At 69.0% G+C, this 24,094-nt stretch carries 21 protein-coding genes and 1 riboswitch; of the genes, 14 read left to right on the top strand and 7 right to left on the bottom strand.

What is annotated here, in order from left to right:
• Positions 1-118: 118 nt before the first annotated feature.
• The 7 genes from DIE22_RS01020 (at position 119) to DIE22_RS00990 (ending at position 9,296) form a co-directional block, all read left to right on the top strand.
• Positions 119-1,795: a methyl-accepting chemotaxis protein gene (locus DIE22_RS01020; protein ID WP_124495720.1), complete on the top strand. Its 1,677-nt coding sequence runs from the start codon at positions 119-121 to the stop codon at positions 1,793-1,795.
• Positions 1,792-2,304: a chemotaxis protein CheW gene (locus DIE22_RS01015; RefSeq protein ID WP_124495718.1), complete on the top strand. Its 513-nt coding sequence runs from the start codon at positions 1,792-1,794 to the stop codon at positions 2,302-2,304. The genes DIE22_RS01020 and DIE22_RS01015 overlap by 4 nt, the downstream gene beginning before the upstream one ends.
• On the top strand, positions 2,301-3,749 hold the full coding sequence (locus tag DIE22_RS01010) for a protein-glutamate O-methyltransferase CheR (RefSeq protein ID WP_124604125.1): 1,449 nt from the start codon (positions 2,301-2,303) through the stop codon (positions 3,747-3,749). The genes DIE22_RS01015 and DIE22_RS01010 overlap by 4 nt, the downstream gene beginning before the upstream one ends.
• A gap of 45 nt (positions 3,750-3,794) precedes the next feature.
• Positions 3,795-4,499 (top strand): chemotaxis protein CheW, encoded by a 705-nt coding sequence (locus DIE22_RS01005; RefSeq protein ID WP_124604435.1) that lies wholly within the window; start codon positions 3,795-3,797, stop codon positions 4,497-4,499.
• The gene (locus DIE22_RS01000; protein ID WP_124495714.1) at positions 4,496-6,796 is read left to right on the top strand and encodes a hybrid sensor histidine kinase/response regulator; all 2,301 of its coding nucleotides are present in this window, start codon (positions 4,496-4,498) and stop codon (positions 6,794-6,796) included. The genes DIE22_RS01005 and DIE22_RS01000 overlap by 4 nt, the downstream gene beginning before the upstream one ends.
• Positions 6,793-7,812: a chemotaxis response regulator protein-glutamate methylesterase gene (locus DIE22_RS00995; RefSeq protein ID WP_124495712.1), complete on the top strand. Its 1,020-nt coding sequence runs from the start codon at positions 6,793-6,795 to the stop codon at positions 7,810-7,812. Before DIE22_RS01000 ends, DIE22_RS00995 begins: the two co-directional genes overlap by 4 nt.
• Positions 7,813-7,871: 59 nt before the next feature.
• Positions 7,872-7,975: riboswitch (Fluoride riboswitch) on the top strand.
• Between the two features lie 79 nt (positions 7,976-8,054).
• Positions 8,055-9,296: a voltage-gated chloride channel family protein gene (locus DIE22_RS00990; RefSeq protein WP_124495710.1), complete on the top strand. Its 1,242-nt coding sequence runs from the start codon at positions 8,055-8,057 to the stop codon at positions 9,294-9,296.
• An 86-nt stretch (positions 9,297-9,382) separates the two neighbouring features.
• Here DIE22_RS00990 and DIE22_RS00985 read toward each other — a convergent pair whose 3' ends face one another.
• Both DIE22_RS00985 and DIE22_RS00980 read right to left on the bottom strand, forming a co-directional pair.
• The gene (locus DIE22_RS00985; protein ID WP_124495709.1) at positions 9,383-10,096 is read right to left on the bottom strand and encodes a riboflavin synthase subunit alpha; all 714 of its coding nucleotides are present in this window, start codon (positions 10,094-10,096) and stop codon (positions 9,383-9,385) included.
• A gap of 208 nt (positions 10,097-10,304) precedes the next feature.
• Complete coding sequence (locus tag DIE22_RS00980) at positions 10,305-12,167, bottom strand: ABC transporter ATP-binding protein (RefSeq protein ID WP_124495707.1); 1,863 nt, start codon at positions 12,165-12,167, stop codon at positions 10,305-10,307.
• 486 nt (positions 12,168-12,653) lie between these two features.
• Here DIE22_RS00980 and DIE22_RS00970 point away from each other — a divergent pair, with 486 nt between their 5' ends.
• Positions 12,654-13,535 carry a Dyp-type peroxidase gene (locus tag DIE22_RS00970; protein WP_124495705.1) on the top strand — a complete coding sequence of 294 codons (882 nt, stop codon included), beginning with the start codon at positions 12,654-12,656 and terminating at the stop codon, positions 13,533-13,535.
• A 139-nt stretch (positions 13,536-13,674) separates the two neighbouring features.
• Here the strand turns inward: DIE22_RS00970 and DIE22_RS00965 are convergent, their stop codons facing one another.
• Positions 13,675-14,076: an OsmC family protein gene (locus DIE22_RS00965; RefSeq protein WP_059466564.1), complete on the bottom strand. Its 402-nt coding sequence runs from the start codon at positions 14,074-14,076 to the stop codon at positions 13,675-13,677.
• A 117-nt stretch (positions 14,077-14,193) separates the two neighbouring features.
• Complete coding sequence (locus DIE22_RS00960; RefSeq protein ID WP_124604123.1) at positions 14,194-15,114, bottom strand: LysR family transcriptional regulator; 921 nt, start codon at positions 15,112-15,114, stop codon at positions 14,194-14,196.
• A 439-nt stretch (positions 15,115-15,553) separates the two neighbouring features.
• On the opposite strand from DIE22_RS00960, the gene DIE22_RS00955 reads away from it, so the two are divergent.
• From DIE22_RS00955 to DIE22_RS00925, 6 genes are all read left to right on the top strand, one after another.
• The gene (locus DIE22_RS00955) at positions 15,554-16,615 is read left to right on the top strand and encodes a helix-turn-helix domain-containing protein (RefSeq protein ID WP_124604121.1); all 1,062 of its coding nucleotides are present in this window, start codon (positions 15,554-15,556) and stop codon (positions 16,613-16,615) included.
• Positions 16,564-17,880, top strand: a complete 1,317-nt coding sequence (locus DIE22_RS00950; RefSeq protein WP_124495699.1) for an Nramp family divalent metal transporter — start codon at positions 16,564-16,566, stop codon at positions 17,878-17,880. Before DIE22_RS00955 ends, DIE22_RS00950 begins: the two co-directional genes overlap by 52 nt.
• An 81-nt stretch (positions 17,881-17,961) precedes the next feature.
• The gene (locus tag DIE22_RS00945) at positions 17,962-18,549 is read left to right on the top strand and encodes a phosphatase PAP2 family protein (RefSeq protein ID WP_124604119.1); all 588 of its coding nucleotides are present in this window, start codon (positions 17,962-17,964) and stop codon (positions 18,547-18,549) included.
• Positions 18,550-18,974: 425 nt separating this feature from the next.
• The gene (locus DIE22_RS00935; protein ID WP_124604115.1) at positions 18,975-19,763 is read left to right on the top strand and encodes an SDR family oxidoreductase; all 789 of its coding nucleotides are present in this window, start codon (positions 18,975-18,977) and stop codon (positions 19,761-19,763) included.
• 34 nt (positions 19,764-19,797) lie between these two features.
• Entirely contained in the window at positions 19,798-20,814 is a 1,017-nt protein-coding gene (locus tag DIE22_RS00930) for an NADP-dependent oxidoreductase (RefSeq protein WP_124495691.1), read from the top strand.
• Positions 20,815-20,979: 165 nt separating this feature from the next.
• Complete coding sequence (locus DIE22_RS00925) at positions 20,980-21,483, top strand: thioesterase (protein ID WP_124604113.1); 504 nt, start codon at positions 20,980-20,982, stop codon at positions 21,481-21,483.
• Positions 21,484-21,492: 9 nt separating this feature from the next.
• On the opposite strand, the gene DIE22_RS00920 is transcribed toward DIE22_RS00925, so the two are convergent.
• From DIE22_RS00920 to DIE22_RS00910, 3 genes are all read right to left on the bottom strand, one after another.
• Complete coding sequence (locus tag DIE22_RS00920) at positions 21,493-22,545, bottom strand: AI-2E family transporter (protein ID WP_124495687.1); 1,053 nt, start codon at positions 22,543-22,545, stop codon at positions 21,493-21,495.
• A 230-nt stretch (positions 22,546-22,775) separates the two neighbouring features.
• Positions 22,776-23,360 carry a YSC84-related protein gene (locus DIE22_RS00915; RefSeq protein ID WP_124495685.1) on the bottom strand — a complete coding sequence of 195 codons (585 nt, stop codon included), beginning with the start codon at positions 23,358-23,360 and terminating at the stop codon, positions 22,776-22,778.
• A 60-nt stretch (positions 23,361-23,420) separates the two neighbouring features.
• Complete coding sequence (locus DIE22_RS00910) at positions 23,421-23,807, bottom strand: YqjD family protein (protein WP_124495683.1); 387 nt, start codon at positions 23,805-23,807, stop codon at positions 23,421-23,423.
• Positions 23,808-24,094: the final 287 nt, after the last annotated feature.

The raw sequence follows: 24,094 nt of genomic DNA, 5'->3' as shown, positions 1-24,094 counted from the left end.
CGGCGCGGCCCGCCGGTGCCGTGCCGCCCGCAGACCCCGATGCGCTCGTGGCGCGCCGTCCGGCGCGCAGGCGGGCGCGGTTTTTTTCAACGCTGATTTTAGAAAGCCCATAACGAACATGGCCACCGTGACGCCCCGCGCGACCAATGAAAGCCTGCATCCGACGGTCGGCGCTGGCCGGCTGACGCTCGGCAACCGCATCCTGCTCAGCTTCGGCGTGTTGTTCGTGCTGATGCTGGTGACCGCCGGCGTGTCCTACGAGCGTTTGCGTGCGATCAACGCCGAAGCCGTCAGCATCGAACGCGACTCGCTGCCCGGCGTCTATCTCGCGGCGTCGCTGCGCGGCGCGGTCAACGAATCGTTCACGCAGCTGCAGCAGGCAACCTTCGTCGATACCGATCCCGAACTCGTGCAGCGCGATTTCGCGAAGATCGCCGAGGCGCTCAAGGCGGTCGAATCGTTGTCGGTCGACTACCAGAACACGACGTTCCGGGATGACGACCGCCAGCGCTTCGCGACGTTCCGCGGCTCCTTCGACCGCTACCTGCCGCTGCTGAACGACGCGGTGCAGAAGAGCCGCGTGTCGCGCGAACAGGCCGTCGCCGCTTATGCGAAGGTGCAGCCGTCGTGGGCCGAGGTCGTGCGCAACGCGAATATCCTGGTGCAGGAGAACCGCACGTTCGCCGACCAGTCCGCGAAGCTGATCCGCGAATCCGTGCAGGCCACCGAGGTCGTCCTCGCAACGGCGTTGGCGATCGTGCTGCTGTCCGCGCTCGGGCTGGGCTACGGGCTGTACCGTTCCGTTACCGTGCCGATGGCGCGGCTCGTGGAAGTGCACGACGTGATGCGCACCGGCAACCTGACGCGCCGGCTCGACCTGCGCCGCCGCGATGAATTCGGCACGCTCGAGACGGGCTTCAACCGGATGGCCGACGAACTGACCGAGCTCGTCTCGCGTGCGCAGCAGTCGTCGCTGCAGGTGACGACGTCGGTCGCCGAAATCGCGGCGACGTCGCGCGAGCAGCAGGCGACCGCCAACGAAACCGCGGCGACGACGACCGAGATCGGTGCGACGTCGCGCGAGATCTTCGCGACCTCGCGCGACCTGCTGCGCACGATGAACGAGGTGGCCGGCGTGGCCGAGCAGTCGGCGACGCTCGCGGGCGTGAGCCAGAGCGGCCTCACGCGGATGGGCGAGACCATGCGCAGCGTGATGGACGCGGCCGGTTCGGTGAATGCGAAGCTCGCGATCCTCAACGAGAAGGCACTGAACATCAACCAGGTCGTCGCGACGATCACCAAGGTGGCCGACCAGACCAACCTGCTGTCGCTGAACGCGGCGATCGAGGCCGAGAAGGCCGGCGAGTACGGCCGCGGCTTCGCGGTCGTCGCGACCGAAATCCGCCGCCTCGCCGACCAGACGGCGGTTGCGACCTACGACATCGAGCAGACGGTGAAGGAGATCCAGTCGGCCGTGTCGGCGGGCGTGATGGGGATGGACAAGTTCTCCGAGGAAGTGCGCCGCGGGATGCTCGACGTGCAGCAGGTCGGCGGGCAGCTGTCGCAGATCATCGCCGAGGTGCAGACGCTCGCGCCGCGCTTCCAGATGGTCAACGAAGGGATGCAGACGCAGGCGAACGGCGCCGAGCAGATCACGCAGGCGCTGTCGCAGTTGTCGGAAGCCGCGCAGCAGACGGCCGAATCGCTGCGCCAGTCGTCGCAGGCGATCGACGACCTGACGCTCGTCGCGAACCAGTTGCGCACCAGCGTGTCGCGCTTCAAGGTCGACGCGTGACGCGCGCCGAGAGTCACGGCGGCGCGCACGCGCTGTTCCTGATGTTCGAACTCGACGGCGAGCGCTATGCGCTCGACGCGGCCGACATCGACGAGGTGTTGCCGCTCGCGACCACCAAGGCCGTGCCCGGCGCGCCCGAATGGATCGCCGGGCTGCTGATGCGCGGCGGTCAGCCGGTGCCCGTGATCGACGTGCCGATGCTGGCGCTCGGGCGGCGCGCGCATGCGTTGCGTTCGACGCGGCTCGTGATGGTTCGCTACCGCGTCGAGCAGCGCGATCGCGAGCGCGTGATCGGCCTGATCGTCGAGTGCGCGACGCAGACGCTGCGGATCGACCGCACGGCATTCCGTGCCAGTGGCGTGACGACCGCGCGCACGCGCTGGCTCGGGCGTGTCGCGAACACGCCCGGCGGGATCGTACAGCAGGTCTCGGTAGCGGACCTGATCGACGACGTTGCGCGCCTGTATCTGTTCGACGGCCTGCCGGGCCACGGAGGAGAGTCCGCATGAAAGCGTCCGATTCGCGATTTCGCGGCTGGCTGCTGCGCGAGACCGGTATCGACCCCGATTCGCTCGGCAACGATTTCCTGAGTCGCGCGCTGACGGAGCGCGTGCACGCGCTGCAGGGCGACGGCGAGCGGCTGCCGTCGGCGGCGCGGCCGCCCGTCACGCCGGAAGCGCTCGACGCCTATTGGCAACAGCTCAACGCGTCGGCCGACGAACGGCGCGCGCTGATCGAACTGTTCATCGTGCCCGAGACGTGGTTCTTCCGCGATCGCGAGGCGTTCGCGACGCTCGCGCGGCTCGCGATCGAGCGGCTTGCCGCGATGCCCGGGCGCGTGATCCGCGTGCTGAGCGCACCCTGCTCGACCGGCGAGGAGCCGTATTCGGCGGCGATGGCGCTGCTCGACGCCGGGCTCGATCCGGCCAGCTTTACGATCGACGCGATCGACCTGAGCACACGCGCGATCGAACAGGCGCGGCTCGGCTGCTATGGGCGCAATGCGTTTCGCGGCACGGCGACCGAGTTCCGCGCCCGCTACTTCACGCCGGTCACGGATGGCTGGCTGCTCGACGAGCGCGTGCGCGCATGCGTGCAGTTTCGCCAGGCGAACCTGGTCGAGCCGGGAGCCGATACAGGCACGCGCTACGATTTCGTGTTCTGCCGCAACGTGCTGATCTATTTCGACCGCGACGCGCAGGATCGCGTGATCGGTTCGCTCGAGCGCTGGCTCGTCGACGACGGGATGCTGTTCGTCGGTCCGGCCGAAACGGGCGTCGCGATGCGGCGCGGGATGTGCTCGGCGCGCGTGCCGCTGGCGTTCGCGTTTCATCGCGTGCAGGGCGGCGCAGCGGCGGACGGGTACGCGGCGCGGCATGCGGCACCGATGCCCGCGATCGCGCCGTACCGGCGCGCGGAGCGCTTCACGGTGGCGCCGCCGGCCGCAGCCCGCCCGCTGGTGGCCGTCGTGGCGCCGGCGTGGGGTGGTCCCGCGCCTTCGCCGGCTCCGCTCGCGCCGGCCGAGCGCGCGACGGCGTTCGAGCGGCAGACCGGCATGCGGGCCGACTCGCCGGCCAATGCGGCCCACGCGGCCCACGCGATCAACGCGATCAACGCGATCAACGCGCCCGCCGCACCGGTCGCCGACGGCGCCGCGCCGACGCTCGAGGAAGCGCAGGCGCTGGCCAACGCAGGCGCATTCGACGAGGCCGAGCGCGTGCTCGCGCAGTTCTCCGCGCATGCCGGGCCGCACGCGGACGCGTTCTACCTGAACGGGCTGATCGCGGATGCGCGCGGGCGGGTGGCGGAAGCGGGCGACTTCTACCGCAAGGCGCTGTATCTGCGGCCGACGCACCACGAAGCGCTGACGCATCTCGCGACCTTGCTCGACGTCGGCGGCGACGGCGCCGGCGCGCGATGGCTGCTCGAGCGTGCGCGGCGCTCGGCCGGATAATGAGAATACGGGTTGGGAGCCGACATCGGGATGACCGACGAAAGAATGAACCGCGACGCCGTTGCCACTGAAGGCACGACGATCGGCGTCGACGATTGCTGGAACCGGATCGGCACGCACGGCGACCGCTCGTGCGAGCGGCTGGCTGACGGCCTGCGCTGCCTGAACTGCCCGGTCTACGCGTATCACGCGGCGAAACTGCTCGAACGCCCCCTCGGCGTCGCGGAGATGGCCGACGCCACGCAGCGCATCAGTGCGTTCGATGCGACCCGCGTGCACGGCGATGACGACACGCGCCAGGCGGCGCTGGCGTTTCGCGTCGCCGACGAATGGCTCGCGCTGCCGATCGGCGTGCTGCGCGAGATCGCCGGCACGCGTCCGATCCATTCGCTGCCGCATCGCCGCCAGTCGGCCGTGCGCGGCGTGGTCAACATTCGCGGCACGCTGCGCATCGCGATCTCGATCGGCGCGCTGCTCGGCCTCGAGGCGGGCAAGGGCGGCAGCCGCAGTGCGGACGGCCGCTTCACGCGGCTGCTGGTCGCCGCGCACCAGGGCGAGCCGGTGGTGTTCCCGGTCGACGAAGTCGAGGGCGTGCTGCGCTTCGGCGCATCCGAATGGGTGCCCGTGCCGGCGACGGTCGGGCGCGCAAGCGGCGGCCTGTCGCGCGGCGTGCTGTCATGGCGCGGCAAGTCGGTGGGCCTGCTCGACGACGATCGGCTGTTCGATGCCGTCACACGGAGCATGCGATGAGCGGCGATGACGATCTGAGCCACCTGTCGCTGCTCGAGCTGTATCGCGAGGAGACGCGCACGCAGACCCAGGCGCTGTCCGAACGCCTGCTCGCGCTCGAATCGGGCGAGCCCGACTCCGTCGCGCTCGAGGCGTGCATGCGCGCCGCGCATTCGCTGAAGGGGGCCGCGCGCATCGTCGGCGTGCCGCTCGGCATCGACATCGCGGGGCGGATGGAAGAATGCTTCGTCGCCGCGCAGGCCGGCACCATCGCACTGACGGCCACGCATGTCGACGTGCTGCTCGCCGGCGTCGACCTGCTGGTGCGGGTCGCCGATCCGCAGGCGCAGCCCGTCTCGTCGGTGGAGATCGACGCGTTCGCGCTGGCGCTGACGGGCGCCGACGGCACGCACGCGATGCCGGCACGGGCCTTCGCGCCGCCGCCGTTCGCCGTGCCGTTTCGCGATCACGACGGTGCGGCGAACGAGCCCGTGGGGACCGGTGCCGCGGTGCCGCCGCTCGCCGTGTCGGCTGCCGTGCCCGATCCGGTCCCGGCCGGACGCGCGGCCAGCGCGGGCGCGATGCGCCGCGTGCGGGCCGATACGCTGAACCGGCTGCTGAGCCTGTCCGGCGAGTCGCTCGTCGAATCGCGCTGGCTCAAGCCGTTCGCGGAATCGATGCTGCGGGTGAAGCGCGCGCAGCGCGATGCGGCCCGCTCGCTCGATCTGTTGTACGAACAGTTCGCCGACGATCTCGATGCGGGCGTGCTCGCGTCGGTGAACGAAGTGCGGCACATGCTCAACGACCTGCAGCGTTCGCTCGCCGAGCGCATGGACGAATTCGACCGCTTCGAGCGCCGCAGCACGCATATCGCCGAGCAGCTGTACGACGAGGCGCTGCAGTGCCGGATGCGGCCGTTCGGCGACGCGACGCGCGCGTATCCGCGCATCGTCCGCGATCTCGCGCGCTCGCTCGGCAAGCAGGTACGCTTCTCGATCGTCGGCGAAGGCACGCAGGTCGACCGCGACATCCTCGACCTGCTCGACGCGCCGCTCGGCCATCTGCTGCGCAACGCGATCGATCACGGCGTCGAATCGCCCGATGCGCGCCGCGCACGCGGCAAGCCGGCCGAGGCGGGCGTCACGCTCGAAGCGCGCCACAGCGCCGGCTCGCTGCTCGTCAGCGTGATCGACGACGGGCCGGGCGTCGACATGGACGCGCTGCGCGCGGCGGTCGTGCGCCAGCGCCTGACCGACGACGAGACGGCCGCGCGGCTGTCCGATCCCGAGCTGCTCGAATTCCTGCTGCTGCCGGGCTTCTCGATGCGCGACGCCGTGACCGACGTGTCGGGGCGCGGCGTCGGCCTCGATGCGGTGCAGGAGATGGTGCGCGGCGTGCGCGGGGCAGTGCGCATCTTCAACGAGCCCGGCGCGGGCATGCGCTTCGTGCTGCAGCTGCCGCTCACGCTGTCGGTGATCCGCAGCCTGCTGGTCGAGGTCGGCGGCGAGCCGTACGCGTTTCCGCTCGCGCACGTGCGCCGCACGCTCGAACTCGCGCACGACGACATCGACGTGCTCGAGGGCCAGCCGCATTTTCCGTTCGACGGCCGGCGTGCGGGCCTCGTCGCCGCGCATCAGCTGCTCGATGCAGGCGAGCCCGACGTCGCGCGGGCGAGCACGGCGGTGGTGGTCGTCGGCGGCGAGCCCGAGCTGTACGGCGTCGCCGTCGACCGTTTCCTCGGCGAACGGATGCTCGTCGTGCAGCCGCTCGACAGCCGCCTGAACAAGATCCAGAACATCGCGGCCGGTGCGTTGCTCGAGAACGGCGACCCGGTGCTGATCGTCGATGTCGAGGACCTGATCCGCTCGGTCGACAAGCTCGTGCGCGGCGGCCAGCTCGCGAAGCTCGCGCGCGATCCGCAGCTCGCGCTCGCCGACCGGCGCCGCCGCGTGCTCGTCGTCGACGATTCGCTGACGGTGCGCGAGCTCGAACGCAAGCTGCTGGAAAAGCGTGGCTACGACGTGACCGTCGCGGTCGACGGGATGGACGGCTGGAATGCGGTGCGCAGCGACGCGTTCGACCTGGTCGTCACCGATGTCGACATGCCGCGCATGGACGGGATCGAGCTCGTCACGCTGATCAAGGGCGACCCGATGCTCAAGCGCGTGCCGGTGATGATCGTGTCGTACAAGGATCGCGACGAGGATCGCCGGCGCGGGCTCGATGCCGGCGCCGACTACTACCTCGCGAAGAGCAGTTTCCACGACGAGGCGCTGCTCGATGCGGTGCACGACCTGATCGGAGAGGCGCGCGGATGAACATCGGCATCGTCAACGATCTGCCGCTCGCCGTCGAGGCGCTGCGCCGCGTGATCGCGCTGCGCACCGATCATCGCGTGCTGTGGGTCGCGACCGACGGCGACGAGGCGGTGGACTTCTGCGTCGCGCATCCGCCCGACCTCGTGCTGATGGATCTCGTGATGCCGAAGCTCGACGGCGTGGCCGCGACGCGGCAGATCATGGCGCGCGCCCCGTGCGCGATCCTGATCGTGACCGCGAGCGTCAGCGCGAACACGTCGTCGGTCTACGAGGCGATGGGCGCCGGCGCGCTCGACGCGGTCGACACGCCGACGCTCGCGCTCGGCCTGCCGTCGGACGCGGCGCCGCAGCCGCTACTCGCGAAGATCGACCAGATCGGCCGGCTGCTCGAAAGCCGGGCCGCGACGCCCGTGCAGCCCGTGCCGGTGCCTGCGCGCGGCGAGCCGACGCTGATCGCGATCGGCGCGTCGGCGGGCGGGCCGACCGCGCTCACTGCGCTGCTGCGCGCGCTGCCGGCCGATTTTCCGGCCGCGCTCGTGATCGTGCAGCACGTCGACCAGGCGTTCGCGCTCGGCATGGCGGAGTGGCTCGACGGCTATACGCGGCTGCCCGTGCGCGTCGCCCGGCAGGGCAGCGTGCCGCAGGCGGGCGAGGTGCTGCTCGCGGCGACCAACGATCACCTGTGCCTGTCGCCGCGCGGCGTGCTCGGCTATACGCGCCATCCGGCCGAGACGCCGTATCGGCCGTCGATCGACGTGTTCTTCAACAGTGTCGCCGACGGCTGGCGGGGCGACGCGCTCGGCGTGCTGCTGACGGGGATGGGCCGCGACGGCGCGCTGGGGCTGAAGGCGATGCGTGCGAAGGGCTGCTACACGATCGCGCAGGACGAAGCGACGAGCGCCGTCTACGGAATGCCGAAGGCGGCCGCGGCGATCGGCGCGGCGTCCGCGATCCTGCCGCTCGACCGGATCGCGCCCCAGCTGATCTCGCGCGTGACGCGCATGCCGCTCGACTGACGGTGCGCAGCGGCCCGGCCGGGCCGCATTGCACGCGACGGGCGGCGTCGCGTACAATTGCCGCCTGCGGAGATGGCATGCCTCCCTGCGGTCGATCGCGGCGCCTCGCGCACGGTTCGGCCCTCAACCGCCGGTTTGCCCGGCTGATGATGCCTGCGTGTTCCTGGGTCGTCAGGAGGTCGCAGGCCGTCCACGCGGTATTCTGCCGCCCAGGTTTTGATGTCCCGTCGAATCTGGAAATCATGTTTTTCTCGACTTCTGCCGATTTTTTCGCGACCGTGCGCTACGTATGCCGCTGGCTCGCGCTCTCGGCCTTGCTCGGCGCGCTGGCCGGCACGGCGTCCGCGCTGTTCCTGATCGCGCTCGACTGGGCGACCGGCACGCGCGTCGCGCATCCGTGGCTGCTGTGGGGGCTGCCGGCCGCCGGCTTCGCGACCGGCTGGGTCTATCACCGGTTCGGTCAGTCGGTCGCGCGCGGCAACAACCTGCTGATCGACGAGATTCACGACCCGAAGGCGCTCGTGCCGAAGCGGATGGCGCCGCTCGTGCTCGTCGCGACCGTCGTCACGCACCTGTTCGGCGGGTCGGCCGGCCGCGAGGGGACGGCCGTGCAGATGGGCGGCGCGCTCGCCGATCGCGTCACGCACCTGTTCCGGCTCGATCGCGAGCACCGGCGCGTGCTGCTGATGGGCGGCATCGCGGCCGGGTTCTCGTCGGTGTTCGGTACGCCGCTCGCGGGCGCCGTGTTCGGGCTCGAGGTGCTCGCGATCGGCCGCGTGCGGTACGACGCGCTGCTGACCTGCGTCGCGTCGGCGATCGTCGCGGATGTCGTGTGCCGTGCGTGGGGCGTGCATCACACCGTTTATGCGATTCCGTTCGTGCCGGTCGTGTCGGCGACGGCGCTGGCCGCGACGGTCGTCGCGGGTGTCGCGTTCGGCGTCGTCGGCCGGCTGTTCGCGTTCGCGACGCATGCGCTGACCGCGTGGTTCCGGCGCGTCGTCCGCCATGCGCCGCTGCAGCCGGTGCTCGGTGGCGCGATGGTGGCCGTGGCGGCAACCGTGCTGAACGTGCCGCAGTATCTCGGTCTCGGGATTCCGACGATCGAGGCCGCGTTTCACGGGCCGCTGCCGGCTTACGATTTCGCGGGCAAGTTCGCGTTTACCGTCGTCACGCTCGCGTCGGGATTCAAGGGCGGCGAAGTGACGCCGCTGTTCTACATCGGTGCGACGCTCGGCAACGCGCTGGGCCAGGTGCTTGCGCTGCCGGTGCCGGTGCTCGCGGGGCTCGGCTTCGTCGCGGTGTTCGCGGGTGCGGCCAACACGCCGATCGCGTCGACGATCATGGCGATCGAACTGTTCGGCGCGGATGTCGGCGTGTATGCGATCGTCGCCTGCGTGGTCGCCTATCTGTTTTCAGGGCACGCGGGGATTTATCGGTCGCAGCGGGTGGCGGTGGGGAAGGGGGCGCAGGTGGAGGCGGAGTGACGTCGGCGTGCGGGGCGGCCGGCCAGGGCGTGTCGACCCGAACCGATACCCGGTGATCCCGCCGATCACCGGGAACAGGGGGGCCGTTACTGCTTCGGCAGCCGCGCGACGTTGCGGGCGAGCAGTTCCTCGATATCGATGCCCTTTTCCGCCAGCAACGCCGTCACGACGCCGGTCAATTCCCCGAGCGTTTCCTTGACCGACTCCCGGATCGTATCCACGACGACCTGGGTGCTGCGCTCGATCTCGATATTGACCTTGTCGTTGCCGCCCTTCGCATCGAAGGTGGTGGCGCGGCGCGTTTCGGGAATCAGCCAGACTTCGAACCAGCCTTCGTCGCGATTGACGTCCGACACGGTGAGGCTGCAGCCGTTGATCGCGATATAACCCTTGCCGAACACATAGCGTTTGAAGTCGGCGGGCACGCCGATGCGGATCATCCGGTTGTGTTCGGACGTCGCGACGTGCAGGATGGTCCCCATGAAGTCGACGTGGCCGGACAGCGGATGGCCGCCGATCTCCGCACCGTCCTTCGCGGCCCGCTCGACGTTGACTCGCGCACCGGTCGTCAGGTCGGCCAGCGTGGTGATTCTCAGGCTCGGCAGCATCACGTCGAAGTCGACCAGCACCGGGGAGTGGAGGGTCGTCACCGTCAGGCAGACGCCGTCGACCGACACGCTCGCGCCGATCTCGATGTCGGCGGTGAACCGGTCGGGGAATTCGATGCTGAACGTTCTCAGTTCGCCGTGATCCTTGATGGCCTTGATGACGCCAACGCCCTGAACAATGCCTGTAAACATGATCTGCCTTTCGTCGCGAATTGCCTGGCCGGTATGATAAGTGATCCGGGGAACCCCCATCGCGAACAGGGTCGCGGCGCGGCGGCATCCACCGAAGCCGCGGTAACGAAAACAGGTCGTGCACCGGCACGGCCTCGATTCAAACCCGATCACGGACGTGACCCGACGGCAACCACCTCGCCATCGGGCCACACACGGCCTGCCTGCTTCAAGCCTCCGCCGGCTCCCCCAGCGGCCCGGCATCACCATCCGCCATGCGCCGCGGCGAATCGATCAAGCCCTTCGCCAGCTCGAGCGCCTGCCGCTCGAACAGCCGGCGATAGATCCCGCCGTCGATGCGGATCAGCGCGTCGTGGCTGCCTTCCTCGATCACCTTGCCGCGATCGAGCACGAGCAGGCGGTCGAGCGCGCGCACCGTCGACAGCCGGTGCGCGACGACGAGCGTCGTGCGGCCGACCATCAGCCGCTCCATCGCCTGCTGGATCAGCACCTCGCTTTCGCTGTCGAGGCTCGACGTCGCTTCGTCGAGGATCAGGATCGGCGCGTCCGCGAGGAACGCACGCGCGATCGCGACGCGCTGGCGTTCGCCGCCCGACAGCTTGATGCCGCGCTCGCCGACGAGCGTGTCATAGCCGTCCGGCAGCGCGACGATGAAGTCGTGCGCGCTGGCCAGACGCGCGGCGCGCTCGATCTCCGCGCGGCTCGCGCCGGGGCGCGCATACGCGATGTTCTCCGCGAGCGTGCGGTGGAACAGCACGGGCTCCTGCTGGACGATCGCGATCTGGCTGCGCAGCGAATCCTGCCGCACCTGCGCGATGTCCTGGCCGTCGATCGTGATGCGGCCGCCCGACACGTCGTACAGGCGCTGGATCAGCTTGATGAACGTCGTCTTGCCCGACCCGGAATGACCGACGAGACCCACGCGCTCGCCGGGTGCGATGCGCATCGAGAAGTCGTCATACAGCGGCACCGGATGATTGCCGTAGCGGAACGTCACGTGTTCGAAGCGGATCTCGCCTTGCCCGATCCGGATCGCCGGCGCGCCGGGCCGATCGTCGATGCCGAGCGGCTGGCGCTCGAGCGCGACGAGCTCTTCCATGTCGTTGACCGAGCGCTGCAGGTTGCGGATGTGCATGCCGACGTCGCGCAGGTAGCCCTGCAGCATGAAGAACATCGTCAGCGAGAACGCGATGTCGCCGACGCTCGCCTCGTCGTTCGCCCACAGCCGCAGCGCGACGCCGATCATCGCCGCCTGCATCGCGACGAGCATCGCACCCTGCAGCCCGCCGTTGAACGTGCCGCGCACCCACGTGCGGCGCGTGCGCTGACGCCACTTGCCGATCACGCGCGCGAGCCGCGCTTCCTCGCGCGTTTCCGCGCCGAACGCCTTGACGACCGCGTTGCAGCTCACGGCGTCGGCGAGTGCGCCGCCCATGCGCGTGTCCCACAGGTTGCCGAGCCGCGCGGCCGGCGCGACGATGCCGAGCGACACGGCGACCGTCACCGAGATGTACAGCAGCGAACCCGCGCCGACGACGAGCCCCATCACCGGCCAGTGCGTGCCGAGCAGCACGGTTGCACCGACGAGCATCGTGACCGACGGCAGCAGCGCGATCAGCACCGTGTCGTTCAGCAGGTCGAGCGCCCAGATCCCGCGCGTGATCTTGCGCACGGTCGACCCCGCGAAGCTGTTCGCGTGCCAGTCGGTCGAGAAGCGCTGCACGCGATGGAACGACGCGGCGGCGATCTCGCTCATCATTTTCAGCGTGAGCGTGATGATGTTCAGGTAGACGCCTTGCCGCAGCAGCGTCGCGCCGATCCCGAGCGCGGCCAGCGTGCCGAATGCGGTGACGGCCGCATGCCACGCGGCGGCACGGTCGGTCAGGCCGGCCGACAGCGCATCGACGAGGCGCCCGGCGAACAGCGGCGTGAGCACGTCGGCGAGCGCGCCGAGCAGCGCCAATGCCGCGATCGCCGCGATGCGCACCGGCTGCCTGCGCCAGTAGCGGAACGTGAAGCCGAAGACGGCCTGGAATGCCTGGCCGCCCGAATGGGTGGTTTTTTGGGTCATGTATCGTTGCCCGGCGCATCGCGCGACGGGACTTTCCGGTTCGGAGAACGTCGAAAACGCAACAGCCGGGCCGCACGGACGACGCGGGCGAAACGAAACGGGCTGTCGGGAAAATGCGCGGGCTGGCGGGTTAGCGGAGCACCCGGGGGCTGGCGCGGACGACGGGCGGGGTCAGCCGCGTCGTGGGACCACGTTCGGGAAGGTTGCTGGCATTCGGAACATCTGCACCTCCCTGAAGTGAACGGTTGAAAGGACGCCGAAAAGACGTGAAGGGATTTTATCAGCAGTGCCGGACCCGCCGCAATGTCTGACGAATGCGGCGTTGCCGCGTCGATGCGGTTAGTATTCGGGGTTCCGGCCCTTCTTTCGTGCGCGTCTCGCGGTGCGGTGCCGCACGAGGCGGCGCCGTGCATCGATTACACTCTGCGGTTGCGCGCCGGCCGCTGCGGCCCCGCGGATTCACCACGATACATTCCTGAGGAAACGATGAGCGACGTTCAGCAAGGCATCCTGGCTCCGATCGACACGGCGGCCCGATACCTCACTTTCACGATTTCGAACAACGGCAATGTCGCGGCGGCGCTGACGGCATTGCGCGAGCTCGTCGATGGGCGCGACACGGTCGCCGGCTTCGGACAGGCGCTGGCCGCGCACCTCGGGCACCCGGTCCCGGGCCTCGCCGAATATCCGGCGTTCGCCGTGAACGACCGCACGCTGCCGATCACGCCGGCCGACGTCTGGATCTGGCTGCGCGGCGACGATCGCGGCGATCTCGTGCTGCGCGCGCGGGCGATCGAGCGGGCGCTCGCGCCGGCATTCGCGCTGCAGGACGCGGTCGACGGGTTCCGCTATTCGAGCGATCGCGACCTGTCGGGTTACGAGGACGGCACCGAGAACCCGACCGGCGACGACGCGCTGGCCGCGGCGATCGTCACGGGGCAGGGCGCGGGGCTCGACGGTTCGAGCTTCGTCGCGGTTCAGCAATGGCTGCACGACTTCGACCAGATGGAGCGCATTGCGTCGGGCGACATGGATCACATCATCGGCCGCCGCCGCTCGGACAACGAGGAACTCGATGACGCACCCGAGTCCGCGCACGTGAAGCGCACCGCGCAGGAGAGCTTCGAGCCGGAGGCATTCATGCTGCGCCGTTCGTCGCCGTGGTCCGATGCGCGCCGCGCGGGGCTCTACTTCGTCGCGTTCGGTGGTTCGTTCCGCGCGTTCGACGTGCAGATGCGCCGGATGAGCGGCGCGGACGACGGCATCGTCGACGGCCTGTTCCGCTTCACGCGGCCGCTGACGGGCGCGTATTTCTGGTGTCCGCCGGTGAAGGACGGCAAGCTGGACCTGTCCGCGCTCGGACTGTAAGCGCCTGCGACCTCGGCAAACGGGCGGGCCGCGCATCGTGCGCGGCCCGCCCGTTTTGCTTGTCGCGCGTCGATTGCGTGCGGCGCGGTGCGGCGCGGTGCGTTTCTCGCCCGGCCCCGCGCGCCCGGCACGTCGCGCGTCAGTTCAGCGTCGTTTCGATGCGCGTGCCGCGCTTGATGAACAGCGTCACCGGCGTCTTCTCGCAGATTTCCGCGAGACGCTGGCGCTGCGCGTCGTCGAGCGGACCATCGAGCGTGACGACGCGGCGCACGTATTGCTGACCTTCGCGATCGGCATGCAGTTCGGTGCGCACGTCGATGCGCACAGCCGGCCACGTCTTGCGCTGCATATACATGCGCAGCGTCGCGGCCGTGCATTGCGCGAGGCCGGCCAGCACGAACTCGAACGGCGCCGGCCCGAGGCCCTGGCCGCCTTCGCGCGGCGCTTCGTCGCCGGTCAGCGCGTGCGTGCCGGCCTGCAGCTGGACGACGTAGTCGGGCGCGTCGGCGGCGAGGGTGGCGGCAGCGTGGATGAGCGGCATGGCAAGTCTCCGGTAAGCGGGAAAGAGGGGGCGCGACGATGCGCGGCGTGCGAGCCGCCAGCATACCGTCCTGGCGGAAACCGCGGGCGCCGTGAGCGTCGACGCGGCTCGACGGGATCAGCCGGCGACGCCGGCAGCCCGGCGCACGAGCGTGGCGACGCGTTCGCGTACCCACTGGTGCGCTCGGTCGGTCTCGCGCGATTCGTGCCAGTACGCGAGCAGCGGAAACGGCTTGAGCCGCAACGGCAGTGGCTGCACGACGACCGGCAGCAACGCCGCCATGCGCAGCGCATACGTGCGCGGCAGCGTCAGCAGCAGGTCGCCCGCCGCCGCGATCTGGCAGGCGGCGAAGTAATGCTGGCACACGAGCTGGATGTGCCGCAAGCGCCCGTCGTTGCCGAGCAGCACGTCGAGCGATTGCGGTTCGCCGAGCGACGACACCGCGATATGCCGCGCGGCGAAGTAGTCGCCGCGCCGCAGCGGACCGCTCGTCAGCGGATGATCGCGCCGCATCGCGATGACGAGCGAATCGTCGAGCAGGTGTTCGGTCGCGATGCGCGGGCCGGTTTGCACGCGTCGATCGACGGCGAGATCGAGATTGCCCGACGCGAGTTCGCGTTCGATGTCGTGCACCGCGACGCGGCGGCTCACGAATCGCAGCCCCGGCGCTTCGTCGGCGAACGCGGCGACGATCTGCGGCAGCGCGATCGATTCGAGCACGTCGCGAATGCCGACCGCGACGCTCAGGTCGAGCGTCGCCGGGTCGAATGCCGACGGGTTGCGCGCGGTGCGCTGCAGGCCGGCGAGGTGAAGCTGCACGTCCGCGATGATCGCGCGCGTGCGCTCGGTCGGCACGACGCGGTTGCCCTGGCGGACGAACAGCGGATCGTCGAAATGCGCGCGCAGCCGGTTGAGCGCATGCGTGACGGCCGGCTGCGTCAGGTGCAGCGCGCGGGCGGCCGCGCCGATGCCGCCGTGCACGTAGACGGCGTCGAGCACGCGGAACAGGTTCAGGTCGAGACGATGATCGGCGGGCACGGACGAAGTCGGCGTGGTGGGCGGTGGAGCGATTCTAATGGATGGGCGGACGACGGAACGCAGGGCGTGCGGTCGTGCGTTCGCAGCGGTGTTGCCGCCGGTGTTGCCGCGAATCTCGCGAGTATCGGGCATGCCGCGCGCGGTGCGGGCCCGCACGTTGAAGGCGCGTCTCGGCGCGGCATGCGATCGGCCGGTGACAGCCTGTAGTAATCCGCCATCATGCTGTCACTGTCAGCCATTTCTCGCCAAAGACAGAACCCGTTCGGCTAAGATGCCGTCGCTTCACATTTCGAGATAGCCGTCCTGTCGCACGTGTTCAAACCAAATATAAGCCTGACAGTTCGACGGTATTAGAAGAAGTCGAAACAGTCCGGGGGCTTGGCCAGTGGAAGCAGCAGATCAGAGGTGGGTCGTTGTCTATTTGAGTACGGGGTTTTCTTTGGCCCAGGCCGCGCGTCTCGGCGAGGCCTTCAACCTGGCGAATCGCCTGCACGCGTTCAGTGCCGATTACCAGCTGAAGTACGTATCCGAAAGCGGGGGATTGCTGCAGTCGTCGTCCGGCGTGAGGATTGCCGCCGAGGCGCTCGGCGACGAGCACGGCCATCGTGCGCTCGCGTTCTTTCATCTTCATGGTGACCGCGTGTCGGTCAACTGGAGCGATGCGTTGCGGCGGCGCCTGACCGACATTCGCCGGCATGCGCGGTGGATCGTCGATGCGATGGACCTGCCGACGCTCGCGGCGTCGCAGCGGCAGACGGATGCCGGGCACCCGCGAACGGAGCGCGCCCGCCGTGCGGCGGCAACGATCGAACTGCAGGCCGGCGAGGCCGACGTGTTCGCGGCCGTGCTCGACATGTTCCGCGCGGATCTCGGCGACAGCGCCGCGCAGGAGATCGCCAGCAACCTGATGCGGCCGGTGGAGCAACGCTACGCGCAGTCGATGTGGGCGTTTCGCGAACTGAGCGCGAGCCCGTCGATCCGGATGTCGGCGCAGCGCCTGCGCGCGCAGAGCGCGAACCGCATTTCGATCGCGGAGGTCGCGCGGACGGCCTCGATGAGCGAGCGCAATTTCCTGCGGCGCTTCAAGAAGGAAGTCGGCGTGACGCCGACCGAGTTCGTGCAGCATGTGCGGCTCGAGCGTGCCTGCCATATGCTGATCCACACGACGCTGCCGGCCGACAAGGTCGCGCGGCGCACGGGCTTCGGCAGCGGCGAGCGTCTGGCGAAGCTGTTTCGCCAGCGCCTCCTGGTGTCGCCGACCGAGTTTCGCGTCGCCGAGCGCGAGCGGATCCTGGCGAACGGCGCCGGGGCGCCCGACCCGCAGCCTGCGCCCAGGCCCGCGAAAGCCGGCGGCGAGCGGGCAAGCCGGGGGGCGCGCGCCGACGCGCGGGAGAAAGCGGGGCGGATGACCGTAAAATCACCGTGTCGCGATCACGATCCCCGCTTTCCATGCCCCTGCTCCCCACTACCGCCACCGCCCCCTTCTGCCCGTCGGAAGTAAAGGGCAGCATCACGATCGACGCCGGCGCATCGCGCTGGATGAAGCTCAAGCGCTTCTTCGGCCCGGGCCTGCTGGTCGCGATCGGCTATATGGATCCCGGCAACTGGGCCACCGACCTCCAGGCCGGCTCGCAATTCGGCTATTCGCTGCTGTGGGTCGTCGCGTTCTCGAGCCTCGCCGCGATCTTCCTGCAGATGCTCGCCGCGCGGCTCGGCCTCGTCGCGGGCAAGGATCTCGCGCAGGCCAGCTACGACCGTTATGGCCGCTTCGGCCGCGTCGTGCAGTGGGTGACCGCCGAGGTGTCGATCATCGCGTGCGACATCGCCGAAGTGCTCGGCTGCGCGCTCGCGTTCAAGCTGCTGCTCGGCGTGCCGCTCGCGTGGGGGATCGTGCTGACCGCGTTCGACACGGTGATCGTCCTCGGGCTGCAGGGCAAGGGCGTCCGGCAGATCGAGGCGATCGTGCTCGGGCTGATCGCGACGATGGCGTTCTGCTTCGTCGCGCAGGTCGCGATCACGCCGCCCGACTGGCATGCGGTCGCGAAGGGGCTCGTGCCGGGCGACCCCGGCCACGACCGCAATGACGCGATCGTGCTCGCGCTCGGCATCGTCGGCGCGACGATCATGCCGCACAACCTGTATCTGCATTCGTCGGTCGTGCAGACGCGCCGTGTCGTCGGCGGCGCGCGCGGCCTGGTCCGCGACACGCTCGCGCTGGTGCGGATCGATACCTGCGTGTCGCTGTTCGTCGCGATGCTCGTCAATGCGGCGATCCTGGTCGTTGCAGGCGCGGCGTTCCATGCGACCGGCCAGCACGGCGTCACCGACATCGAACAGGCGTACCGGCTGATCACGCCGATCGCGGGCGGCGCGGCCGCGCTGCTGTTCGGCATCGCGCTGCTCGCGTCCGGGCAGAGCTCGACGCTGACCGGCACGATCGCGGGCCAGGTAATCATGGACGGCTTCCTGCATACGAAGATCCCGTGCTACCAGCGCCGGCTGATCACGCGCGGGCTCGCGCTGGTGCCCGCGCTGATCGGCGTGCTGTGGCTCGGCGAAAATTCGGTCGGCCAACTGCTCGTCTGGAGCCAGGTGCTGTTGAGCCTGCAACTGCCGTTCGCGATGTGGCCGCTGATCCGGTCGGTCAGCGATCGCAACACGATGGGCGAGCATGCGATCGGCCGCAAGATGCAGGTCGCCGCATGGGCGCTGTTCGTCGTCATCACCGGCACGAACCTGCTGTTGATCACCGGTGTCGCGGGCTGATACAGCCTGTCACAGGCTGAAACAGGCGCGCGGCGCGCTTGCGTTAAACTTCCGCCTTTCGCTAGCCGTCCGACGTTCGTTATGTGGAGTGAAATCAGCAACCTCGGCGACGCCGCGCTGACCCTGCCGGTTGCGCTGACCTGCGCAGTCTGGCTCGCGCTGTCCAACTGGCGGCTCGCGGTGCGCTGGATCGTGCTGCTCGCGGCCGGCATGAGCCTGGTCGGGGCCACCAAGATCCTCTATGCGGGTTGCGGTGTCGAGATCCCGCAGTTCGATTTCCGCGTGATCAGCGGTCATGCGATGCTGTCGACGTCCGTATGGACCGTCACGCTGTCGATGCTGTGGCAGGCGTTCCGTCCGGGCAAGGCGCCGGGCGTGGCGGCGGGTCTCGCCGTCGGCGCGGTGACGGCCGTCGCGCGCGTGTTCGACCATTCGCACACGATTCCCGAAGTCGTCGTCGGCTGGCTGCTCGGTGCGCTGGTCGCGCTGATGTTCCTGCGCGCCTACGACCACGCGCACAAGCGCTCGTTCTCGCCGCGCATCGCGGCCGTCTGCCTGCTCCTCGTGTCCGGTATCGCGTACGGCCATCGTGCACCGTTCCAGCAGATGATCGATACGCATTCCCCGCAGTTCTGCGCGTTCATGCGCGCGTCCGGCGACGGGTTCTGACGGCTATCGATTCCGGCGCGTCGCTGCCCGGGTGCCGGATGGGTCGCCGCCGCGGCGGCTGCCCGTGCCGGATTCCTCGTTCCATTCGTTCCCTGTCATTGGCAAAAGCCGGCGCGCGGTCTTCATTGAACCGAAATCCGCGGTGATCGGCCGCGCCGTATCGTTCCATCCCGCCGGCCGCGGACGCGAAGGTCATGAGCCACGCCTATGACCAGGCATTACGAATATTCATTTCATCGATTGGCGGCAATCGCGTACGCTGGCGTTCGTTCGATCGGGGGCGGCAGCGGTCGCATACCCGGTTTGTCCGGCACGGTGCGGCCGGCTCGCTATACTCGCGCAAACCGCGCGGCCGTCGGCCGGCGCACGGCAACCGTCGTCGCGGCACCGGTCCGCCACGACGATTCACGACAGGAGCAGGTCCCATGACAGTCATTTCCTCGCGCCTCGCAGGCAAGTGCGCGTACATCACGGGCGCCGCCGGCGGCCTCGGCCGCGCGATCGCGCGCCGGATGGTCGAGCAAGGCGCGCGCGTGTTCCTGACCGACATCGCCGACGCGGCGGTGCTCGACACCTTCGCGCACGAACTCAATGCGGGGCACGCGGCGCCGGTCGCGTTCGCGGCCACGCAGGACGTGCGCGACGAGGCGCGCTGGCAGGCGCTGCTCGCGCAGGCGAACGAAGCGATGGGCGGCTTGTCGGTGCTCGTCAACAACGCGGGCGTCGGGTCGATCGGCGCGCCCGCGCAGATCGAGATCGACGAGTGGCGGCGCGTGATGGCGATCAACGTCGAGAGCATCGTGCTCGGCTGCAAGCATGCGCTGCCGTACCTCGGCGCGAGCCGTCCGGCGTCGATCATCAACATCTCGTCGGTGGCCGCGTTCAAGGTCGAGCCGGATTTCACCGCGTACAACGCGTCGAAGGCCGCGGTCGCGTCGCTGACGAAGTCGGTCGCGATCGATTGCGCGCGCCGCGAGCTCGACGTGCGCTGCAACTCGATTCACCCGGCGTTCATTCGCACGGGGATCGTCGAGCCGTTGTTCCAGTCGCTCGGCGAACGCGATGCGACGCGCAAGCTCGCGCGCGGCATTCCGCTGCGCCGGCTCGGCGAGCCGGACGACGTCGCGCATGCGGCCGTCTATCTGGCGTCCGACGAAAGCCGCTTCGTGACGGCCGCCGAACTCGTGATCGACGGCGGCATGCGCGCGGTCTGACGCGCATCGAAAACAACACCTGGAGGAGAACATCGTGTCGTCACTCGTGAACCGCCAACTGTTGCTGAAGACGCGCCCCGAAGGACGGGTCGGCCGCGAACACTTTTCGCTCGTCGAAACGCCGGTGCCGGCGCTCGCCGACGGCGAAGTGCTCGTGCGCGTGCTGTATCTGTCGATGGATCCGACCAACCGCGTGTGGATGAGCGACGTGCCGCAATACCTGCCGCCCGTCGCGATCGGCGAGGTGATGCGCGCGCTCGGCATCGGGCGCGTGGTCGCGTCGCGCCATGCGGGTTTCGCGCAAGGCGATCTCGTGCAGGGGCTCGTCGGCTGGCAGGACCATGCGGTCGTCGCCGCCGACCAGGCCGCGCAGCTCGTGAAGCTGCCCGCGCAGTCGGGCCTGCCGCTGCCGACGCTGCTCGGCGCGTGCGGGATGAGCGGGCTGACCGCGTACTACGGGCTGACCGACATCGCGCCGGTGCAGCCGGGCGAGACGCTCGTCGTGTCGGCGGCGGCCGGGTCGGTGGGCTCGATCGCCGGCCAGATCGGCAAGATCCACGGCGCGCGGGTGGTGGGCATCGCGGGCGGCGCGGACAAATGCCGCTACCTGACCGAGACGCTCGGCTTCGACGCGGCCGTCGACTACAAGGCCGACGATTTCCGTCAGCAGCTGAAGGCGGCGACGCCGGACGGCGTGCACGTGAACTTCGAGAACGTCGGCGGCGAGGTGATGCGCGCGGTGCTGTCGCGGATGGTGATCGGCGGGCGCGTCGCGCTGTGCGGCGTGATCTCGAACTACAACAGCGGCCGCGCGGCGGACGATGTCGGCGTGCTGATCTCGAAGCGGATCACGATGCGCGGCTTCCTGATCCTCGACTACCGCAAGAGCCGCGAAGCGGTGCAGACGCTCGCCGGATGGCTGCGCGACGGCCACCTCAAGGCCGAGGAAACCGTGGCCGACGGGCTCGAAAACGCCCCCGACGTGCTCAATCGCCTGTTCGACGGCGATCATCGCGGCAAGCTCGTGCTGCGTGTCGATCCCGACGCGTGAGCGGCAGCGCGCGCACGCGTTGAGTTCGAAGAGGCGGACATCGATTTAGGACTTGTCCCATATATTGTTCCGGTTGCTCTCCTTAAAGTAACTGCAGGCAAACGGCGGCGTGACATGCGCGTCACGCCGCCGTTTTTGTTTGCGCGGCGAGAAGGGAGGCGGAACATGCGAACGAAGGCAACGCAGGCAGCATCGGCGATGGTGCGCGATCGCACGATGCGGCGCGTGTGCGACAGGCTGCGGATCGTCGCGACGGGGATCGGCATCGCGTGCGCGATGTCGGGCGCCGGCGCGGCCGGGCACGCGAACGCGGACGGCATCGTGCGATTCACCGGTGCGCTCGTCGATCTGTACGACGTGACGTTCGAGGCGCCGTCGATCGACGCGGCAGACAGCGCGACGGCAGCGACGCTACGGTTCGATGCGCACGGCCGGCGCTTGCCGGGCGCGCAGGTGGCGCTCGTGGGGCTGGACGGCCGGCCGCTTGCGCAGTCCGCGGGAGCGGACGTTCGCGCAACGTGGCGCGATGCACGCGACGATCGCAGCGTGCCGCTCGTATCGGGCCGCGCGCATCGCATCGGGCCGTATGGCGGCGTGATGACGATAGCAGGGCCGGACATGAAAACGGGCGCCGTGGCGCCCGTCGTGATCAAGGTCCGTCATCCGTGACGCGCTGCGTCATTCCCCTTGTTCGGCGCGCGCGTAGATGTCCCAGCTCGCCATGAACAGTGCGGCGACGAGCGGCCCGATCACGAAGCCGTTGATCCCGAACAGCGCCATCCCGCCAAGCGTCGAGATCAGCACGACCCAGTCGGGCATCTTCGTGTCCTTGCCGACGAGGATCGGGCGCAGCAGGTTGTCGACGAGGCCGATCACGCCGACGCAGAACGCGACGAGGATCACGCATTTCCAGATCGCGCCGGTCGCGAGGAAGTAGAGCGCGGCGGGCACCCATACGAGGCTCGCGCCGATCGCCGGCAGCAGCGACAGGAACGCCATCAGCGCGCCCCACAGCACGACGCCCTCGATCCCGAGGATCCAGAAGATCAGGCCGCCGAGCGCGCCCTGCACGAGCGCGACCGCGATGTTGCCTTTCACGGTGGCGCGCACGACCGTCGTGAACTTCGCGAGCAGCAGGTTCTTGTGCTCTTCGTCGAGCGGTATCGCACGGCGCACGCGGCGGCCGATTTCGCCGCCGTCGCGCAGCAGGAAGAACACCATGTACAGCATCACGCCGAAGCTGACGATGAACTGGAACGTGTTCTGGCCGATGTTGAGGGCCTGCGCCGCCGCGAACTGGCTGATCTGCGCGGCGCCGTCGGTCAGCTTCTTCTGGATGCCGGGGATGTTGGTCAACCCGTATTTCTGCAGCAGGTTCTGGATCGACGTCGGCAGCGCATGAATGATGTCATGGAAGTACTGCGAATAATTCGGCTGCGCGCTCTTCAGTTCCTGGTACACATACGCGATTTCCTGCACCAGCGTCGCCGCGACGAACACGAGCGGCAGGATCACGATCAGGACGATCAGCGACATCGTCACGAGCGCGGCGAGATTGCGCCGCTTGCCGAAGCGCGCGGCGAGCCAGCGCTGCACCGGCTGGAACAGGATCGCGAGAATGGTGCCCCAGAAGACGGCGCCGGAGAACGGCGCGAGTATCCAGCACAGTCCGACGGTGACCGCGAACAGCAGGAAGTAAAAGAATTTTTGGTGATCGTGTCCGCTATCCATGGATGGTTCGCGCAGATTGATGCCTGGTTTGATTGAATCTCGTTGCCTCGGGCGCGATCGGCTCGCGAACGTCAAGGGTTCGCGGCGCAGCGCGCGGCAGGGCGGCCCGATCGGCAGTATGCCCGCAAAGGTGTCGCCATCATAGCCGCTGCGCGCGGCGCACGCGAAAACGCCGCGGCCGGGCCGCGGCGTTGCGGGGGAAGCGGACGCGGCGGCGCCGCGCCGGAGCGTCAGATGTGGAGCCGGGTGACCTTGGTGCCGTTCACCGACAGGTCGCCCATCAGGCCCGCGTTGGTCAGCACCAGCACCTCGACCGGTGCGGTGGCCGTGTTGGAGTCGACCACGCCGTTCGCGCCGACCTTCACGACCGCGACGGAAGCGTCGGCGCCGGCCGACCAGCCTTCGGACTTGCGGAACGAGTCGAGCGCATCCTGCGTCATGAACAGGAACACGATCGCCTTCGATTGCGCGCCGGCCTGCAGGCCGACCGACAGCGACGACGTGTTGTAGTAGCCGACGGTGCTGCCGCCGACGCGCAGTGCGCCGTTGCCGGACTGGCCGCCGACGATGAGGCCGGCCTGCAGCACGTTCGGAAACACCAGCACGCCGCGCGACTTCGCGACGAGCTCACGCGAGCCCGGTACCGTCGAATACAGGCGCGACAGCGTCGCGTTCACGCTCGCGTCGATCGACTCGCGTTTCGACGCGCTGGCTGATGCACTCTCGGGTTTGTCAGGCGTGGTGGTGCAACCGGCGAGCGCGAGACTGCCGAGCATGACGGCGGCGGCGGCTTTCATGCCGAGGGATTTCTGCATGGCGATGCTCCTTGTCGGGTTGAGGACGGGCGGGGCGGGCAGCGGGGCGGCCGGCCCTGTTCAACGGCGGGCGAGCAGCAGGCCTGCGACGAATGCCAGACCCGCAACGACGCCCGCTGTCTGCCACGGGTTGTCGTGCACGGCTTGCGACACGCGCTCGGCCGAATCGCGCAGCCGGGCGGCCGCGCTGCCCGACGCGTAGTCGAGTGCGCTGCGCGCTTCATCGAGCCGTGACTGCACGCGCTTGCGCAGCGCGGCGATATCGCCGTCGCCGTCGCTCTTCAGCAGGTCTTCCAGTTCATCGACCAGCCCGCGCAGATCGTCGGTCACGTCCGCGTGCAGATCGCGGGCGGCCGAGCGCGCCGTGCGGCCCACGCGCCGGCCGGTGCGACGGATGTCGGACAGGCCGCGGTCCAGCTTGTGTTCGATCGAGTCGGTGAGCGCCATGGTGTTTATCCTCCTTCGATTTGATTTGCAGACCCATTTGAAGATAAGACGAATCCCAGCAACCAGTGTGATTCACATCAGCCAATTGAGTTTCGAGACAAATTTTCAATTCGTCGGCAAGTTTCCCGGGAAGCCCCGCGCGATGGGGCGGGGCGACGGTTGAAAAAATTTCGCGATCGAGCGAGGCGAGGCCACTGCACGACGTGAAAGCCCGGTAAATATGGCACCGCCCGGCGTGTCAGGTAATTAGTGCCGTTGCACGCGTCGTGTTGATGCAATTGCACTCA

The organism is Burkholderia sp. Bp9142, from assembly GCF_003853415.1.
Classification (GTDB): Bacteria; Pseudomonadota; Gammaproteobacteria; order Burkholderiales; family Burkholderiaceae; genus Burkholderia.
Note: the sequence above shows the minus strand (reverse complement) of the source record. Positions and strands in the feature narration are given on the sequence as shown.

Coding starts and splice junctions, on each gene's coding strand:
- DIE22_RS01020 (WP_124495720.1), top strand. CDS start 119: ATGGCCACCGTGACGCCCCGCGCGACCAATGAAAGCCTGCATCCGACG.
- DIE22_RS01010 (WP_124604125.1), top strand. CDS start 2,301: ATGAAAGCGTCCGATTCGCGATTTCGCGGCTGGCTGCTGCGCGAGACC.
- DIE22_RS01005 (WP_124604435.1), top strand. CDS start 3,795: ATGAACCGCGACGCCGTTGCCACTGAAGGCACGACGATCGGCGTCGAC.
- DIE22_RS01000 (WP_124495714.1), top strand. CDS start 4,496: ATGAGCGGCGATGACGATCTGAGCCACCTGTCGCTGCTCGAGCTGTAT.
- DIE22_RS00995 (WP_124495712.1), top strand. CDS start 6,793: ATGAACATCGGCATCGTCAACGATCTGCCGCTCGCCGTCGAGGCGCTG.
- DIE22_RS00990 (WP_124495710.1), top strand. CDS start 8,055: ATGTTTTTCTCGACTTCTGCCGATTTTTTCGCGACCGTGCGCTACGTA.
- DIE22_RS00985 (WP_124495709.1), bottom strand. CDS start 10,096: ATGTTTACAGGCATTGTTCAGGGCGTTGGCGTCATCAAGGCCATCAAG.
- DIE22_RS00980 (WP_124495707.1), bottom strand. CDS start 12,167: ATGACCCAAAAAACCACCCATTCGGGCGGCCAGGCATTCCAGGCCGTC.
- DIE22_RS00970 (WP_124495705.1), top strand. CDS start 12,654: ATGAGCGACGTTCAGCAAGGCATCCTGGCTCCGATCGACACGGCGGCC.
- DIE22_RS00965 (WP_059466564.1), bottom strand. CDS start 14,076: ATGCCGCTCATCCACGCTGCCGCCACCCTCGCCGCCGACGCGCCCGAC.
- DIE22_RS00950 (WP_124495699.1), top strand. CDS start 16,564: ATGCCCCTGCTCCCCACTACCGCCACCGCCCCCTTCTGCCCGTCGGAA.
- DIE22_RS00945 (WP_124604119.1), top strand. CDS start 17,962: ATGTGGAGTGAAATCAGCAACCTCGGCGACGCCGCGCTGACCCTGCCG.
- DIE22_RS00935 (WP_124604115.1), top strand. CDS start 18,975: ATGACAGTCATTTCCTCGCGCCTCGCAGGCAAGTGCGCGTACATCACG.
- DIE22_RS00925 (WP_124604113.1), top strand. CDS start 20,980: ATGCGAACGAAGGCAACGCAGGCAGCATCGGCGATGGTGCGCGATCGC.
- DIE22_RS00920 (WP_124495687.1), bottom strand. CDS start 22,545: ATGGATAGCGGACACGATCACCAAAAATTCTTTTACTTCCTGCTGTTC.
- DIE22_RS00915 (WP_124495685.1), bottom strand. CDS start 23,360: ATGCAGAAATCCCTCGGCATGAAAGCCGCCGCCGCCGTCATGCTCGGC.
- DIE22_RS00910 (WP_124495683.1), bottom strand. CDS start 23,807: ATGGCGCTCACCGACTCGATCGAACACAAGCTGGACCGCGGCCTGTCC.